This window comes from Pseudomonas cerasi (genome assembly GCF_900074915.1).
In the GTDB taxonomy this organism is placed as follows: domain Bacteria; phylum Pseudomonadota; class Gammaproteobacteria; order Pseudomonadales; family Pseudomonadaceae; genus Aquipseudomonas; species Aquipseudomonas cerasi.
This window is the reverse complement of the sequence record NZ_LT222319.1, coordinates 1,766,731-1,780,617: the sequence shown is the minus strand read 5'-3', so window position 1 is coordinate 1,780,617 and position 13,887 is coordinate 1,766,731. Positions and strand designations below refer to the sequence as shown.

General features: G+C 60.2%; 13 protein-coding genes. 5 read left to right on the top strand and 8 right to left on the bottom strand.

Translation table 11 applies throughout. From position 1 onward, the window contains the following. Positions 1–34: 34 nt before the first annotated feature. Positions 35–1,111: an S-methyl-5-thioribose-1-phosphate isomerase gene (mtnA, locus tag PCPL58_RS10620; RefSeq protein WP_003434400.1), complete on the bottom strand. Its 1,077-nt coding sequence runs from the start codon at positions 1,109–1,111 to the stop codon at positions 35–37. A 120-nt stretch (positions 1,112–1,231) separates the two neighbouring features. On the opposite strand from mtnA, the gene PCPL58_RS10615 reads away from it, so the two are divergent. The 5 genes from PCPL58_RS10615 (at position 1,232) to PCPL58_RS10595 (ending at position 5,909) form a co-directional block, all read left to right on the top strand. After that, a complete protein-coding gene (locus tag PCPL58_RS10615; RefSeq protein WP_065349377.1) occupies positions 1,232–2,563 on the top strand; it encodes a TRZ/ATZ family hydrolase in 1,332 nt (443 codons plus the stop codon). Between the two features lie 85 nt (positions 2,564–2,648). Continuing rightward, positions 2,649–3,347, top strand: coding sequence for a bifunctional 2-polyprenyl-6-hydroxyphenol methylase/3-demethylubiquinol 3-O-methyltransferase UbiG (gene ubiG / locus PCPL58_RS10610; RefSeq protein ID WP_065349376.1), 699 nt, complete (start codon positions 2,649–2,651; stop codon positions 3,345–3,347). A 3-nt stretch (positions 3,348–3,350) separates the two neighbouring features. Further along, complete coding sequence (mupP, locus tag PCPL58_RS10605) at positions 3,351–4,022, top strand: N-acetylmuramic acid 6-phosphate phosphatase MupP (protein WP_011268565.1); 672 nt, start codon at positions 3,351–3,353, stop codon at positions 4,020–4,022. A 12-nt stretch (positions 4,023–4,034) separates the two neighbouring features. After that, positions 4,035–4,775, top strand: coding sequence for a YciK family oxidoreductase (locus tag PCPL58_RS10600; RefSeq protein ID WP_003434395.1), 741 nt, complete (start codon positions 4,035–4,037; stop codon positions 4,773–4,775). Positions 4,776–4,982: 207 nt separating this feature from the next. Continuing rightward, positions 4,983–5,909, top strand: a complete 927-nt coding sequence (locus tag PCPL58_RS10595; RefSeq protein ID WP_003369702.1) for a GGDEF domain-containing protein — start codon at positions 4,983–4,985, stop codon at positions 5,907–5,909. Positions 5,910–5,935: 26 nt separating this feature from the next. Here PCPL58_RS10595 and PCPL58_RS10590 read toward each other — a convergent pair whose 3' ends face one another. From PCPL58_RS10590 to PCPL58_RS10560, 7 genes are all read right to left on the bottom strand, one after another. Further along, complete coding sequence (locus PCPL58_RS10590) at positions 5,936–6,718, bottom strand: TenA family transcriptional regulator (RefSeq protein ID WP_065349375.1); 783 nt, start codon at positions 6,716–6,718, stop codon at positions 5,936–5,938. Between the two features lie 30 nt (positions 6,719–6,748). Beyond that, positions 6,749–9,211 carry an EAL domain-containing protein gene (locus tag PCPL58_RS10585; protein WP_065349374.1) on the bottom strand — a complete coding sequence of 821 codons (2,463 nt, stop codon included), beginning with the start codon at positions 9,209–9,211 and terminating at the stop codon, positions 6,749–6,751. Between the two features lie 123 nt (positions 9,212–9,334). Further along, positions 9,335–11,161: an ABC transporter ATP-binding protein gene (locus tag PCPL58_RS10580; protein ID WP_065349373.1), complete on the bottom strand. Its 1,827-nt coding sequence runs from the start codon at positions 11,159–11,161 to the stop codon at positions 9,335–9,337. Beyond that, on the bottom strand, positions 11,154–11,786 hold the full coding sequence (locus PCPL58_RS10575; RefSeq protein WP_003434392.1) for a DsbA family protein: 633 nt from the start codon (positions 11,784–11,786) through the stop codon (positions 11,154–11,156). The genes PCPL58_RS10580 and PCPL58_RS10575 overlap by 8 nt, the downstream gene beginning before the upstream one ends. A gap of 3 nt (positions 11,787–11,789) precedes the next feature. Beyond that, positions 11,790–12,728 (bottom strand): oxygen-dependent tRNA uridine(34) hydroxylase TrhO, encoded by a 939-nt coding sequence (trhO, locus tag PCPL58_RS10570; protein ID WP_042930799.1) that lies wholly within the window; start codon positions 12,726–12,728, stop codon positions 11,790–11,792. 188 nt (positions 12,729–12,916) lie between these two features. Beyond that, positions 12,917–13,210: a BolA family protein gene (locus PCPL58_RS10565; protein ID WP_003369688.1), complete on the bottom strand. Its 294-nt coding sequence runs from the start codon at positions 13,208–13,210 to the stop codon at positions 12,917–12,919. Positions 13,211–13,225: 15 nt separating this feature from the next. Continuing rightward, on the bottom strand, positions 13,226–13,753 hold the full coding sequence (locus PCPL58_RS10560; RefSeq protein ID WP_003314637.1) for a DUF2059 domain-containing protein: 528 nt from the start codon (positions 13,751–13,753) through the stop codon (positions 13,226–13,228). Positions 13,754–13,887: the final 134 nt, after the last annotated feature.

Below are 13,887 nucleotides of genomic sequence, written 5' to 3'. Positions count from 1 at the left end.
ATTGCACAGCGGCGACGGGTCGGGCCTGTCGGCCTCAGTGAAGGTGTTTACGGCTCATCAATTGAGCCATGCGCGCGGTATCGGGACGTTCGACAATGCCCTTTTCGGTCACGATGGCGTCGATCAGGTCTGCCGGCGTCACATCGAATACCGGGTTGAAAGCCTCGACCTCGGCGCCGACCCGCTGGCCGCCCACTTCGAGCAATTCGCGGCCGTCGCGCTCTTCAATGATGATGTCGTCGCCACTGGCCATTTCCATGTCGATGGTCGAACTCGGCGCGACCACCATGAAGCGCACCCCGTGATGCATGGCGGCAACGGCGAGCTGATAGGTACCGATCTTGTTCGCCACGTCGCCGTTGGCCGTGATGCGGTCGGCGCCGACGATGACCCAGGTGATGCCCTTGGTGCGCATCAGGTGCGCGGCGGCGGAGTCTGCGTTCAGCGTCACCGGGATGCCCTCGTTGGCCAGCTCCCATGCGGTAAGCCGCGAGCCCTGCAGCCAGGGCCGGGTTTCGTCGGCGTAGACCCGTTCGATCATGCCTTCCAGATGCGCCGCACGAATCACGCCCAGCGCCGTGCCGAAGCCGCCCGTGGCCAGCGCCCCGGTATTGCAGTGGGTGAGCACCGTCTGCAGATTGCCCTGGTGCTTGCGGATCAGGTCGGCGCCCAGCTGCGCCATGGTCAGATTGGCCTCGCGGTCGCTCAGGTGAATCGCCACGGCTTCGGCCTCGAGGGCCGCCAGCGGGTCATCGCCGTCCTTCACGCGCATCAGACGATCACGCATCCGGTTCAGCGCCCAGAACAGGTTCACTGCAGTCGGGCGCGAATCGGCCAGCAACTGCATGTCCTCTTCCAGCGCCGGATACCAGTCTCCACCTTGCGCAATACGCGCACGTGCGCCCAGCACCGCACCATAGGCGGCACTGATGCCGATAGCTGGCGCCCCGCGCACGACCATCGTGCGAATCGCTTCGGCGACTCCCTCGGCGGTGGTATAGCGGTGCCAGACTTCCTCGAACGGCAGTACCCGCTGGTCCAGCAGGTACAGAGCGTCGTCCCGCCAATCGATGGCCTTAACCTTCTCCGCAGCCAACAGTCGATCGCGCATCGCCAACTCCATCTTGAACATCCGAAACCCAGCATCAAAAGCCGCTGATTATAGCGAGCCGCCTGCGAAGACGCTCGGGTATACTTCGTCATCAACGTAATAAACGATGGAAACCTTCTCATGCCGAACGCTACAGCACCGCTCGACCTTTTGCTCCTGCCCGCCTGGCTGGTGCCGGTCGAGCCCGCAGGCGTCGTGCTCAAGGACCACGGCATCGGCATCCGCGATGGCTGTATCGTCTATATCGGTCCACGCGCCGAAGCGCTGCGGCAAAACGCCGTGCAGATGCAGGAACTGCCCGGCATGCTGCTCAGCCCCGGCCTGATCAACGCCCACGGCCATGCGGCGATGACGCTGTTTCGCGGGCTGGCCGACGACCTGCCACTGATGACCTGGCTGCAGGACCACATCTGGCCCGCCGAAGGCAAGTGGGTCGATGAAGACTTCGTGCGTGACGGTACAGACCTGGCCATCGCCGAGCAGCTCAAGGGCGGTATCACCTGTTTCTCCGACATGTATTTCTACCCCAAGGTGGCCGCCGAACGTGTCCACGCCAGCGGCATGCGCGCGCAGATCACCGTCCCGGTACTGGATTTTCCGATTCCAGGTGCCCACACCACGGCTGAAGCCCTGCACAACGGCATCGAACTGTTCAACGACCTCGCTCATCATCCACGCATCAAGATCGCCTTTGGCCCGCATGCGCCCTACACCGTGGGCGACGAAAACCTGGAGAAGGTCCGGGTGATCGCCGACGAACTGGACGCCATGATCCAGATGCACGTCCACGAGACCGCATTTGAAGTCGAGCAGGCTGTCGAACAGCGCCAGGAACGCCCCCTCGCCCGCCTCAACCGGCTGGGTATGCTCGGGCCGCGCTTCCAGGCCGTGCACATGACGCAGATCAACGACGACGATCTGGCCCTGCTGGTGGAAAGCAATACCAACGTCATTCATTGCCCCGAATCCAATCTCAAGCTGGCCAGCGGTTTCTGCCCGGTCGAACGATTGTGGCAGGCCGGTGTGAACGTTGCGGTAGGCACCGACGGTGCCGCCAGCAACAATGACCTGGACCTGCTCGGCGAAACCCGCACCGCCGCCTTGCTGGCCAAGGCTGTTGCCGGCTCGGCCACGGCGCTGGACGCACACCGCGCGCTGCGCATGGCGACGCTGAACGGCGCTCGCGCCCTGGGTATTCAGGCCGAGACCGGCTCGCTGGAGATCGGCAAGGCGGCGGACATGGTCGCGTTCGACCTGTCGGGCCTGGCCCAGCAACCGATCTACGACCCGGTATCGCAGCTTATATATGCCACTGGCCGCGATTGCGTGAGCCATGTCTGGGTGGCCGGCAAGCAATTGCTCGACGCTCGCCGGCTGACTCGCATGGATGAACCCGCACTGCGCGACACCGCGATTGCGTGGGGCCAGCGTATTTCCGGTAAAGCCGAATAATTCGATTCGGACCGAACACATGCCAGTCAGGCTTATCTATAAGCCTGACTGATGAAAAAGAATTTTGAGTTCAAGAGGGACACCCATGAGCAACGTCGACCGCGCAGAAATCGCTAAATTCGAGGCCCTGGCCCATCGCTGGTGGGACCGCGAAAGCGAATTCAAGCCGCTGCATGACATCAACCCGCTGCGCGTCAACTGGATCGACGAGCGTGTCGGCCTGGCAGGCAAGAAGGTGCTCGACGTCGGCTGCGGCGGCGGCATTCTCAGCGAGGCGATGGCCCTGCGCGGCGCAACGGTGACCGGCATCGACATGGGCGAAGCGCCGCTGGCCGTCGCACAACTGCATCAGCTCGAATCGGGTGTCAGCGTCGAGTATCGGCAGATCACCGCCGAGGACATGGCCGAAGAAATGCACGAGCAGTACGATGTGGTGACCTGCCTGGAAATGCTCGAGCACGTGCCGGACCCCTCCTCGGTGATCCGCGCCTGCTACCGCATGGTCAAGCCAGGCGGCCAGGTGTTCTTCTCGACCATCAACCGCAACCCGAAAGCGTACCTGTTCGCCGTGGTCGGCGCCGAATACATCCTCAATCTGCTGCCGCGCGGCACCCACGACTTCAAGAAATTCATTCGTCCTTCCGAGTTGGGCGCCTGGAGCCGTGACGCCGGTCTGCAAGTCAAGGACGTTATCGGCCTGACCTACAATCCGCTGACCAAGCATTACAAGCTGACCTCCGACGTCGGCGTCAACTACATGATCCAGACCCTACGGGAGGCATGAAAGATGCGCCTGAGAGCGGTTTTATTCGACATGGACGGCACCCTGCTCGACACCGCACCGGACTTCATCGCCATTGCCCAGGCAATGCTTGCCGACCGCAACCTGCCTGCGGTACCGGACAAACTGATCCGTGACGAAGTTTCCGGCGGTGCCAGAGCCATGGTGGCGGCCACCTTTGCAATGTCCCCTGAAGATCCACAATTCGAGGCATTGCGCCTGGAGTTTCTGGAGCGCTATCAGCGTGACTGCGCCGTTCACAGCAAACTGTTCGACGGCATGGACGAACTGCTGACCGACATCGAGAAGGCGGGTCTGATCTGGGGCGTGGTCACCAACAAGCCGGTGCGATTCGCCCAGCCCATCATGGAGCGGCTCGGCCTGGCGGAACGCTCGGCGCTGCTGATCTGCCCTGACCATGTCACGCACAGCAAGCCACACCCGGAACCGATGATTCTGGCCTGCCGGATGCTTGACCTCGACCCGGCCAGCGTTCTGTTCGTAGGCGACGACCTGCGCGACATCGAGTCCGGGCGCGACGCCGGCACAAAAACCGCCGCCGTGCGCTACGGCTATATTCACCCCGACGACAACCCCGATCATTGGGGTGCCGACGTGGTGGTCGATCATCCGCTGGAATTGCGCAAAGTGCTGGATAACGCACTGTGCAGCTGCTGAACGAGGCTTTACATGTTTGATTACTCCGCGCACCCGGAACTCCTCGAAGGCCGGGTCATTCTGGTCACTGGCGCCGCTCGCGGCATCGGTGCAGCAGCCGCCAAAACCTACGCAGCGCATGGCGCCACTGTCCTGCTACTGGGCAGGACCGAGGCCAGCCTGGCTCAGGTCCATGACGAGATAAAGGCAGCAGGTCACCTGCAGCCACTGGTCATACCCTTCGATCTGGAAAGCGCCGACCCAGCGCAGTATCACGACTTGGCGACCATGATCGAGCGCACAGTCGGCCATCTGGACGGACTGCTGCACAACGCCTCGATCATCGGACCGCGCACTTCAGTGGAACACCTGCCAGGCGAAGACTTCATGCAGGTCATGCACGTCAACGTCAATGCTACCTTCATGCTCACCCAGGCACTGCTGCCCCTGCTGCAGCGTTCGACGGATGCATCGATAGCCTTCACCTCCAGCAGCGTGGGCCGCAAGGGACGCGCACAGTGGGGAGCTTACGGGGTGTCGAAGTTTGCCACCGAAGGCTTGATGCAAACCCTCGCTGACGAGCTGGAAGGCGTCAGTACGGTCCGGGCCAACAGCATCAACCCCGGCGCAACCCGCACCGGCATGCGCGCACAGGCCTACCCGGATGAAAATCCGCAGAATAATCCGACGCCAGAAGCTATCATGCCGGTGTATCTGTACCTGATGGGGCCGGACAGCAAAGGCATCAACGGACAGGCGTTGAATGCCCAGTGAAGGGAGAAGGCCGTTGTGACGGAAAACCGTCAAAAAGGCTGTTTCGAGCGGCTTTCCAAGTCAAGGAATTGCCGATCCGGCGCCACTGTCAGAGAGATGGCGTCAGCTAAACCACTGATTTTAATAAGTCTGGCCAAAAATGAACCGAATGGCACCACGTCCCCTCTAACCCAGCCAAGCCAGCAATATGTGCTGAGGAGCGAAGAGATGAATTTTCCTACCCAGACCCATGCAATCGACTTCGATACGGCTGAACTGCAACGCCTCGGTTTTAGAAATCGACCTGACGCAGTACTTCCACCCCCGTCACTGCCCGAGCTGGTCTATCAGCTTGGGCGACAACTGCAGACCAGTCTGGAAGCCGAGCGGATACTGACCCTGTTTTTTCAGGGCGTACAACGCTTCCTGCCATTGAGCGGCTTGATGTATCGGCATATCGAGAGCGACTTGCATCTGCGTCTGGGCGAGATGTCATCCGACAGCGCCAGTTTTCATCTGCGTCATGAAGGCAAGTGCATCGGCGAACTGGAGTTTCAGGGCGCCAGGCCATTCGACACCCGACAACTGAGCGACCTTGAGTCGCTGCTGGTCTGCCTGGTGTACCCGCTGCTGAATGCGCTGCTGTACCGCATTGCCACACAGACTGCCCTGCGTGACCCACTGACCAGCACCGGCAACCGCATCGCCATGGATCAGGGCCTGGCCCGTGAAATCGAGATTTCACGTCGCCACAAGCAGCCCCTGTCCTTGCTGATGCTGGATATCGACCACTTCAAGAAAGTGAATGATGAGTACGGTCATCACACCGGCGACGATGTGCTAAAGACCGTCGCGCAGAGCCTGAAGGCGCAACTGCGCAATATTGATCGGGTATTCCGCTATGGCGGTGAAGAGTTCGTGGTGATTCTGTCCAACACTGGCGCAGAGTCCGCTGAACTGATTGGTCAGCGGCTGTGCCAGGCCGTGCGAAACCTCGAGTTTCGCGAACTCAGCCCGGCCTTGACCATGACCGTCAGCCTGGGTTGCTCGACACTGCTGCCGACTGAAACAGCCGACAGCCTGCTGCGCCGTGCCGATAATGCCCTGTACGTCGCCAAACGCGAAGGCCGCAATCGTATCGCCATGGCCAGCTAGCACTCTTCCTGCCTTCTCGCCCGCCCCTACGCCTCCAGCGCGGCAACACGTCCTCGCGGCTTGACCCTGTCCAGCTGCATGCAACGCTCAAGAAACAGGTACATGTAGTCGTAGCTTTTGGTAACGGCCTGACGCAGCTCGGCCTGCAATTGCACACTCGGCTTGTTACCCACCAACGTACAAATGATCTCGAGCGCCTCCCAAGGGTGCGCGTCGTCATACTGTGCATGCATCTTGAGCCACTTCATGGCTTTCTTGCGGGTCTCTTCAGGAAACGCTTCGGGGTATACACCGCTGGAGCAGACCACGGCCGACCATTCGCCGGTCGCCCCTTCAATGGCATAGTTGGTAGCCGCCATCGCCACGGCCAGCGAATCCGACGAGCTGGTCTGCCAGCACCAATGGCTCAGCGCATGCAACTCGGGCGCTACCCGCTGATCATGCAAGTCCTCAAGCGTCACGCCATGGGCCGCACACCAGTTGACCCAGTAGTCGGCGTGATTGAGTTCGACGCGGATATTGCGCATCAGCCAGCGGCGCGCCATGTCTTCACCAGGGTGACGACCGAAGCGGGTCTTGGTGAGGTTCTTGGCCATGTACACCGCGAATTGCTCGACCACTGGCCAGCCGCCGATCAGGTAGTGGCGCATGATCTGCGGACTCAACTTCGCGTCACGCATCTGCTGGTACAACTCGTGCTCGACCACGCGTGCCTTTGCAGCGCTGCAATCCTTGATCAACTGCTGCGCCCAGGCCGGATAACTGCTGGCTTCCATGAGCGGACCGGTTCTATCGAAAGCGTCGATCACTGGGTATCTCCTTATGAGGGTTTCAACTGATTAACGTAGCGTTCCTGGCGCGCCGAACATCAGGGGGTCAGGCCGTACGGGCTGAATATAAAGACTCTCGCAAGTGAACAATTCAGGGCGGGAAATCAGATAGCCCTGTGCAAAATCCACGCCCATTTCCTGCAATGCAGATTCGATCTGCGGCGTTTCAACGTACTCTGCAATGGTGCGTTTGCCCATGACATGGCCGATGTTATTGATCACCTCGACCATCGCCTTGTTGATCGGGTTGTCGAGCATGTCCTTTACAAAACTGCCATCAATCTTCAGGAAATCCACCGGCAGGTGCTTGAGATAGGCAAAAGACGACATACCCGAGCAGAAATCATCAAGGGAAAACTGACACCCCAATCCCTTCAACTCGTTGATGAATCTGATCGCACTTTGCAGGTCGGCAATGGCACTGGTCTCGGTGATCTCGAAGCAGATCATCCCGGGCGACACGGCAAACGTGCTGAATTGCTGTTTCAAATATTCGAGGAACGTATCATCACCGATACTCGATCCAGACAAATTTATAGCACATAGTGCCTGCGGTACCTGATGCCGATCATCACTCTGGCACTGGGCTATGACTTTGAACACATTGTGTACGACCCAGCGATCCAGCGTAGTCATGAGTCCGTAGCGCTCGGCGGCCGGGATGAAATTGTCCGGTACGACCATTCGCCCAGACTCATCGCGAAGACGTAGGAGGATTTCAATGTGCCTCACCTCGCCCACTTCGCCCTTTATCGACGCGATTTCCTGCGCATAAAGACAAAAGCGATTCTCGTCCATTGCCATGTGCAGCCGCTGTATCCAGGCCATTTCGCCGAAACGCATCGACAGCGTGAGATCATCCACACTGTAGGCCTGAACCCGATTGCGCCCCCTTTCCTTGGCCATATAACAGGCCATGTCAGCGGCAGACAATGACCCCTCCAAAGACGCAGGCGTGTCGCCGAGGTGCACCAGGCCAATACTGACGGTAGTCATGAATGGCCGACCTTTCCACATGAAATGCAGATGCTGCACCACCTCGCGCAACGCCTCGGCCATATCCAGCGCTGTTTCGGCGGGACAATCGACCAGCAAAACACCGAACTCGTCACCTCCCAGCCGGGCCAGCGTATCCCCGTCACGCAAGCCCTGAGGCAAGGCCCGGCACAGCTGACGCAGCAGTTCATCACCCGCCGCATGGCCACCGGTATCATTGACCAGCTTGAACTGATCCAGATCGAGAAACATCAGGCAGTGGCTGCGGCCCTGACCGCAGTCTTCGTCGAGCACTCGCTGCAAGCGGCGTTCGAATTCACTGCGGTTGACCAGGCCTGTCAGCGGATCATGGGCGGCCTGCCACGACAGATCGGCGATGTACTGCTGCTCCTGGGTCATGTCATGCAACACCAGCACCGCGCCACTGATCACGCCTTCGGTGTAGATCGGCGTGCCGACCAGCGCGACCGGCACCGTGCTGCCGTCAAGCCGCTGGATCAGCTTGCTGTTGGCGCTGCCGCCCTTGAGCTTGCCGGTGATGATCTGCTCGACCAGCGTTGACTGGTCCTTCTGACCGTTTTCATCCAGCAGATTGAACAGCGCAGCCAGCGGAAGCCCGCTGGCCTGAGTGCTTTTCCAGTGGGTGAGGCCCTCGGCGGCAGGGTTCATGTAGACGATGGCGCCGGCCACATCGATAGTGATCACGCCGTCGCCGATGGACTCCAGCGTGATCTGCGCGCGCTCCTTTTCGAGTTGCAGGGCATCGGCAAACACACGTCGCTGGACGATCAGACGACGCACACGCAGCAGCGCCAGAAGAATCAATACCACAGCGGTGACCAGGTTGACCGCTATCAACAGGTTGAGGATCAGCCTGGAGCCTTCGCCCAGCGCATCACTGAACGCTCGTGCAGCAGGCGTTACGCCTTCATTGATGACATTGATCTGCTCGCGCCATTGATCGACTTCGGCGGCGCTCACAGCGCCCTGCCCGACCCGCTCATGGATGCGCCGGGCCAGTTCGTCGAGCTGCATGAGGTAGCCGTCACCCACTTCCCAGAAATGAATGACCTGCTTCATGAAACTGAAGTTGTGGAAATTCAGGTACATCCAGATGATGCCGTTTACGTCATCCGGGTGATTGCCGCCCTGAATGATTCCACTTCTGGCCTCGGCCAGGGACGGATTGGGCTGATCGAGAGCCTTGCGCAGCGCATGGCCGCCCTGGGGGACGGAGAAGGCTTTTTGATACTTGAGGTAGTCACGCTCATCATGCCGGTTGGCGTACAGGCTCAAGTAGTGGATGGCGTCCTTCTGCCCCTTGGACCAGAGACTCTCCCCCGCCACATAGCTGCGCACGGCAGACATGGTGTAGAGACTGACGCATCCCAGCAACGCCTGAAACAGCGCGACGGCAATGAAAGGCCATACGATGCCCAACAGACGGGGCTTGGAGAAGATCCATGGTTGCTTCATGGGTTTCACGTCACCACATGCCTGAATAAACGTCTAGCGCAGAGACTAGGCTAAATTCGCCCATGATGGCAGGTGATTCTCCCGTAATCGAGCCAACCTGTGCGCTGATAGAGGCTTCGCGCATCAGATTTGTTGCAAATGTCCGTACAGCTTGGCGTACAGACCTCCATCGGCAATCAACTGCTGATGGTCACCATCTTCCACAATACGCCCGCCATCGAACACCAGTACCCGGTCGGCCTGCTTCACGGCCGAGAGGCGGTGGGCAATGATCAGCGTCGTGCGATTGCGCAGAAAACGTGCGAGCGCCTGATGCAGGTTGTATTCGGTGGCAGCGTCCAGCGCCGAGGTGGCCTCATCGAGGATCACTACTTTGGGGTCGGACAGCACCATGCGTGCGATAGCCATGCGCTGGCGCTGGCCACCCGACATTCTGACCCCGGAGCGTCCGACCACGCTGTCCAGACCTTGTGGCAGATCGCGGATCGCAGAATCGAGTTGCGCAACTTCCAGCGCACGCCAGCAGGCTTCATCGCTACAGTCGCGGCCCATGGTCAGGTTGGCGCGCACGGTGTCGTTGAACAGCGCCGGATGCTGCAGTACCACGGCGACGTTCTCGCGCACGGTTTCCAGGCCGATATCCTGCTGGCTGACACCGCCAAAACGGATCACCCCGGTGCGCGCTGTATAGAGCCCCAGCAGCAACTGCACCAACGTGCTCTTGCCGCCACCACTGGCACCGACAATGGCGACCTTTTCTCCCGGCGCGATGTTCAGGTTCAACTGGTCCAGGACCAGGTCTTCGCCATAACCGAAAGTCAGGCCACGCACTTCGACCCCGACGGTTTCCTTACCCTCGAACGGATCAGTACCGCCGGCATATTGCGGCTCGTCGGCGCGCGCCAGTAACTCATTGATGCGTGTCAGGGCACCGCCTGCCGCATAGTAGGCGTATTGCAGGTTCAGCAATTGCTCGACTGGCGTCATCATGAACCACAGGTAGCTGAACACCGCGAGCATCTGCCCGATGGACAGGTCCGAGAACAGCACGGTAAGCATTGCTGCGGCGCGAAAGATATCGATACCGAACTGGAACAGCAGCCCGCTGGCACGGCCCGAGGCGTCGCTTTTCCATTGTGAATTGATCGCGTAATCACGCACTTCCTGCGCACGTACGCCCAGGCGTCCCAGAAAGAAGCCTTGTCTGTTACCCGCCCGAACCTCCTGAATCGCATCCAGCGTCTCGCTCAGTGCCTGGGTGAACCGCGACGTGCTGTCGTTCTCCAGCTTCTTGAGGTGCTTGACACGCTTGCCCAGTTTCACCGTGAGCAGGATGACCAGCGGGTTGAACAGCATGATCAGCAGCGCCAGCTTCCAGTGCATCCACATCAGAATGCCCGCAGTGCCTGCCAGCGTCAGCGTGGCCACCAGCAGACGACTGAGGGTTTCACCGACGAACTTGTCCAGCGTATCCAGATCGGTGACCAGGTGTGTGGTCACCGTGCCACTGCCCAGGCTTTCGTATTCACGCAGGGAAATACGCTTGAGCCGTTCGATCAGCCGCAGCCGGATACGATAGACGATGTCCTTGGCCAGCCCGGCGAACAGCCGCGCCTGCAGCACGTTGAACACCAGCGCCCCGACCCGCAGCACCAGTGTCAACGACAGCATCAGACCAATGTAGCCCGCCGCCTTTTGCCAGTTGCCAGGCAGCAAGTGATCCATGACCTTGAGCGCAGCATCGCCACGGCCCAGCAACACCTCGTCGACCAGCAACGGCAGCAGCAACGGGATAGGCACGCTGCACAGCGTGGCCAGCACTGCGACACCGTTGGCCAGCCACAGGGCTTTTTTATGCCGCAGGGCGAGACGACGGATCTCGGCCCAGCTCAGCGCATCGCTGCGCGTGGTGTGCGACTGTCGGGCAGCCTCAGGCACTTCATCATGCACTGGCTGCACGCTCCAGCCATCGACCCAGCAAGGGCGAAAGGCTGCTCAGTGGCTGATAACCGTTGGTCAGCAGCGCCAACTGACCGTTGCGCTCGGCCAGCAGGGTGGGGAAGCCGGCGATGCCCAGATCCTGTGCCCAGGCGAAATCGGCGGCGGTGGCCGCCTGCCGCTGCGGACTTTCGAACTCATCGGCAAATGCCTGACGCGACAGCCCTGTCTGCTCGGCGAGTTCGGCCAGCACTGACGGACGCGTCACGTCCCGGGCCTCGCTGTAGAACGCACGCTGAATGAGCCCGACCAGTGCCCAGGCGCGGTCAGGGTCCAGCTGCCTTGCTGCAGTGACGGCCAGACAAGCGGGTGTGGTGTCATAGACAAACCCTTCCGGCAGCGCACCTTCACGAAGAAACGGCTGGCCGGTGGCCTCTTCGACCGCCTGCCAGTGCTCAAGAATGTAACGACGCTTGGCCGGCTCCAGCGCAGCACCTTCGGAGCGCAGACCGCCCATGACCAGATGCAGCGGCACACCCGCCGCCCGAGCCTGTTGCACCAACGCGTCGGCAACCGGGGCGAAGCCCCAGCACCAGGAGCACATCGGGTCCATGACATAGATCAGGCGGGCAGACATGGCTCAGGCCTCGGAGGGTAAACGATAGTTACGACCGATCGGATGAGGCTGGTTACGTGCCTTGGCCAGTTCGATCTGCTTTTGCCGGTCGATGGCGCTACGTCGCGTCTTCTCGCTCAGCGAATCCCAGCAATGCGGGCAACTGACGCCAGGCGAGTAATGCTCGCTGGCGCGGTCCTCGGCACTGATGGGCGTGCGACACGCGTGGCACTGATCATAATCGCCTTCGGTCAGGTCATGACGCACCGTGACCCGATTGTCGAACACGAAACACTCGCCGCGCCAGTGACTTTCCTGCTCGGGGACCTCTTCCAGGTACTTGAGAATGCCGCCCTTGAGGTGATAGACCTCTTCGAAGCCCTCGCCAAGCATGTAACTCGAGGCTTTTTCGCAACGGATGCCGCCGGTACAGAACATGGCGACCTTCTTGTGTACTGCCGGGTCGAAATGCGCCTTGATGTATTCCGGAAACTCTCGAAACGACGTGGTCTTCGGATCGATGGCGCCCTCGAAGGTGCCGATCGAGACTTCGTAATCGTTGCGAGTATCGATCAGCAGCACTTCGGGATCGCTGATCAGGTCGTTCCAGTCCTTGGGCTCGACGTAAGTACCGACGCTCTTGTTCGGGTCGACGCCTTCGACACCAAGGGTCACGATCTCTTTCTTGAGTTTGACCTTGGTGCGATAGAACGGCTGCTCGTCGCAGTAGGATTCCTTGTGATCGATGTCGATCAGACGCGGGTCGTTCTTCAACCACGCCATCAGACCATCGATGCCTTCGCGGCTGCCGGACACGGTGCCGTTGATGCCCTCGTCGGCGATCAACAGCGTGCCCTTGATGCCATTGTCGACCATCGCCTGCAACAGCGGCTCGCGCAGCTGCACGTAATCGCTGAGGGTGACGAACTTGTACAGCGCGGCCACGACGATCGGCTGAGTCATCGGCTCTTGAGTCATGTATCTCTCCAGTGGCGACCCTCGCAAAGGGCCTACCGGGTAAAAAATTGCGGACCAAAAAAACGCACCGGCCAGGCGGCGCGGTGCGGATTCTAGCAAAAACCGGAGTACAGCAGACAGCTCGGCGGGGCAATCGCCCCCGGCAAGGGGGCCGGATCAGTAAAAAGCCCTGATCAGTGCCCGCCGGCGCAGGTCGGCGAAGCAGGCGCTGCACCGACCTTCGACCATTCTTCAGGCGTGTAAGTGTGCAACGCCAGCGCATGAAACTCGCCCATGAGCGGGCCCAGCGTGGCGTAGACCTTCTGATGCCGCTTGACCGAGTTCAAGCCCTGAAACTGATCACTGACCAGAACAGCCTTGTAATGGGTCTGCTGGCCACGACTGTGCATATGACTCTCGTCGAGCACTTGCAGATGATGCGGTTGCAGCAGCGCAAGCGCCGACTCGATTCGTTGTTGCATGGTCATGATGGAAATCGCCTGTCAGGGCTTTTTGGCCGGAGCCGGAGCAGCTGCCTTGGCAGGTTCCAGTTCGGCAGTCATGTCAGCCAGCAGCTTGTTGACGACCGGAACAGCGCTTTCCAGCTTGCTCTGAGTCAGCTGGGCCGACTGCTGAGCCAGCTCAGGCATCTTGGTCATCACTTTCTTGCCCAGTGGCGACTGGTAGAACGCAACCAGATCCTTCAGCTCGCTTTCGGTGAAGTTGGCGGTGTACAGCTTGACCATCTCGGGCTTGAGCTTGTTCCAGCCAATGGCTTGGTCCAGAGCGGTGTTGGCCTTGGCCTGATAGGTTTCAAGCAGGGCTTTTTTCGATGCAGGTGCCTTGGTTTCAGCAAAACGCTGAGCGAACATCTGCTGAACCTGAGCGTAGACCGGAGCGCCCAGGCGATCGGCGTTGGCAAGCTTCAGGAACGTTTCGGCGCTCGCGTTGTGACTGGCGGTGTCGGCGAAGACCTGGCCGCTGGCACAGACCAGGGCTACCGCGGTACAAATGGCACGAAGACGGGTCATCGAGTTTCCTTATCTAGCAAACGAGGCATTACCCCAGGGCCGACCATTCTGCGCTTATCTGGGCTTTTGGCTCAACCCCCGGTTCACCCAGCGGTTAAAAAGCACTGCGCGGGAACCCTGTGGGCATATGGACA

Bases quoted from the DNA above. Each gene is read 5' to 3' on its own strand.
- ubiG (WP_065349376.1), top strand. From the start codon at position 2,649: ATGAGCAACGTCGACCGCGCAGAAATCGCTAAATTCGAGGCCCTGGCC.
- PCPL58_RS10565 (WP_003369688.1), bottom strand. From the start codon at position 13,210: ATGACCATGCAACAACGAATCGAGTCGGCGCTTGCGCTGCTGCAACCG.
- PCPL58_RS10560 (WP_003314637.1), bottom strand. From the start codon at position 13,753: ATGACCCGTCTTCGTGCCATTTGTACCGCGGTAGCCCTGGTCTGTGCC.
- trhO (WP_042930799.1), bottom strand. From the start codon at position 12,728: ATGACTCAGCCGATCGTCGTGGCCGCGCTGTACAAGTTCGTCACCCTC.
- PCPL58_RS10585 (WP_065349374.1), bottom strand. From the start codon at position 9,211: ATGAAGCAACCATGGATCTTCTCCAAGCCCCGTCTGTTGGGCATCGTA.
- PCPL58_RS10595 (WP_003369702.1), top strand. From the start codon at position 4,983: ATGAATTTTCCTACCCAGACCCATGCAATCGACTTCGATACGGCTGAA.
- PCPL58_RS10575 (WP_003434392.1), bottom strand. From the start codon at position 11,786: ATGTCTGCCCGCCTGATCTATGTCATGGACCCGATGTGCTCCTGGTGC.
- PCPL58_RS10615 (WP_065349377.1), top strand. From the start codon at position 1,232: ATGCCGAACGCTACAGCACCGCTCGACCTTTTGCTCCTGCCCGCCTGG.
- PCPL58_RS10600 (WP_003434395.1), top strand. From the start codon at position 4,035: ATGTTTGATTACTCCGCGCACCCGGAACTCCTCGAAGGCCGGGTCATT.
- mtnA (WP_003434400.1), bottom strand. From the start codon at position 1,111: ATGCGCGATCGACTGTTGGCTGCGGAGAAGGTTAAGGCCATCGATTGG.
- mupP (WP_011268565.1), top strand. From the start codon at position 3,351: ATGCGCCTGAGAGCGGTTTTATTCGACATGGACGGCACCCTGCTCGAC.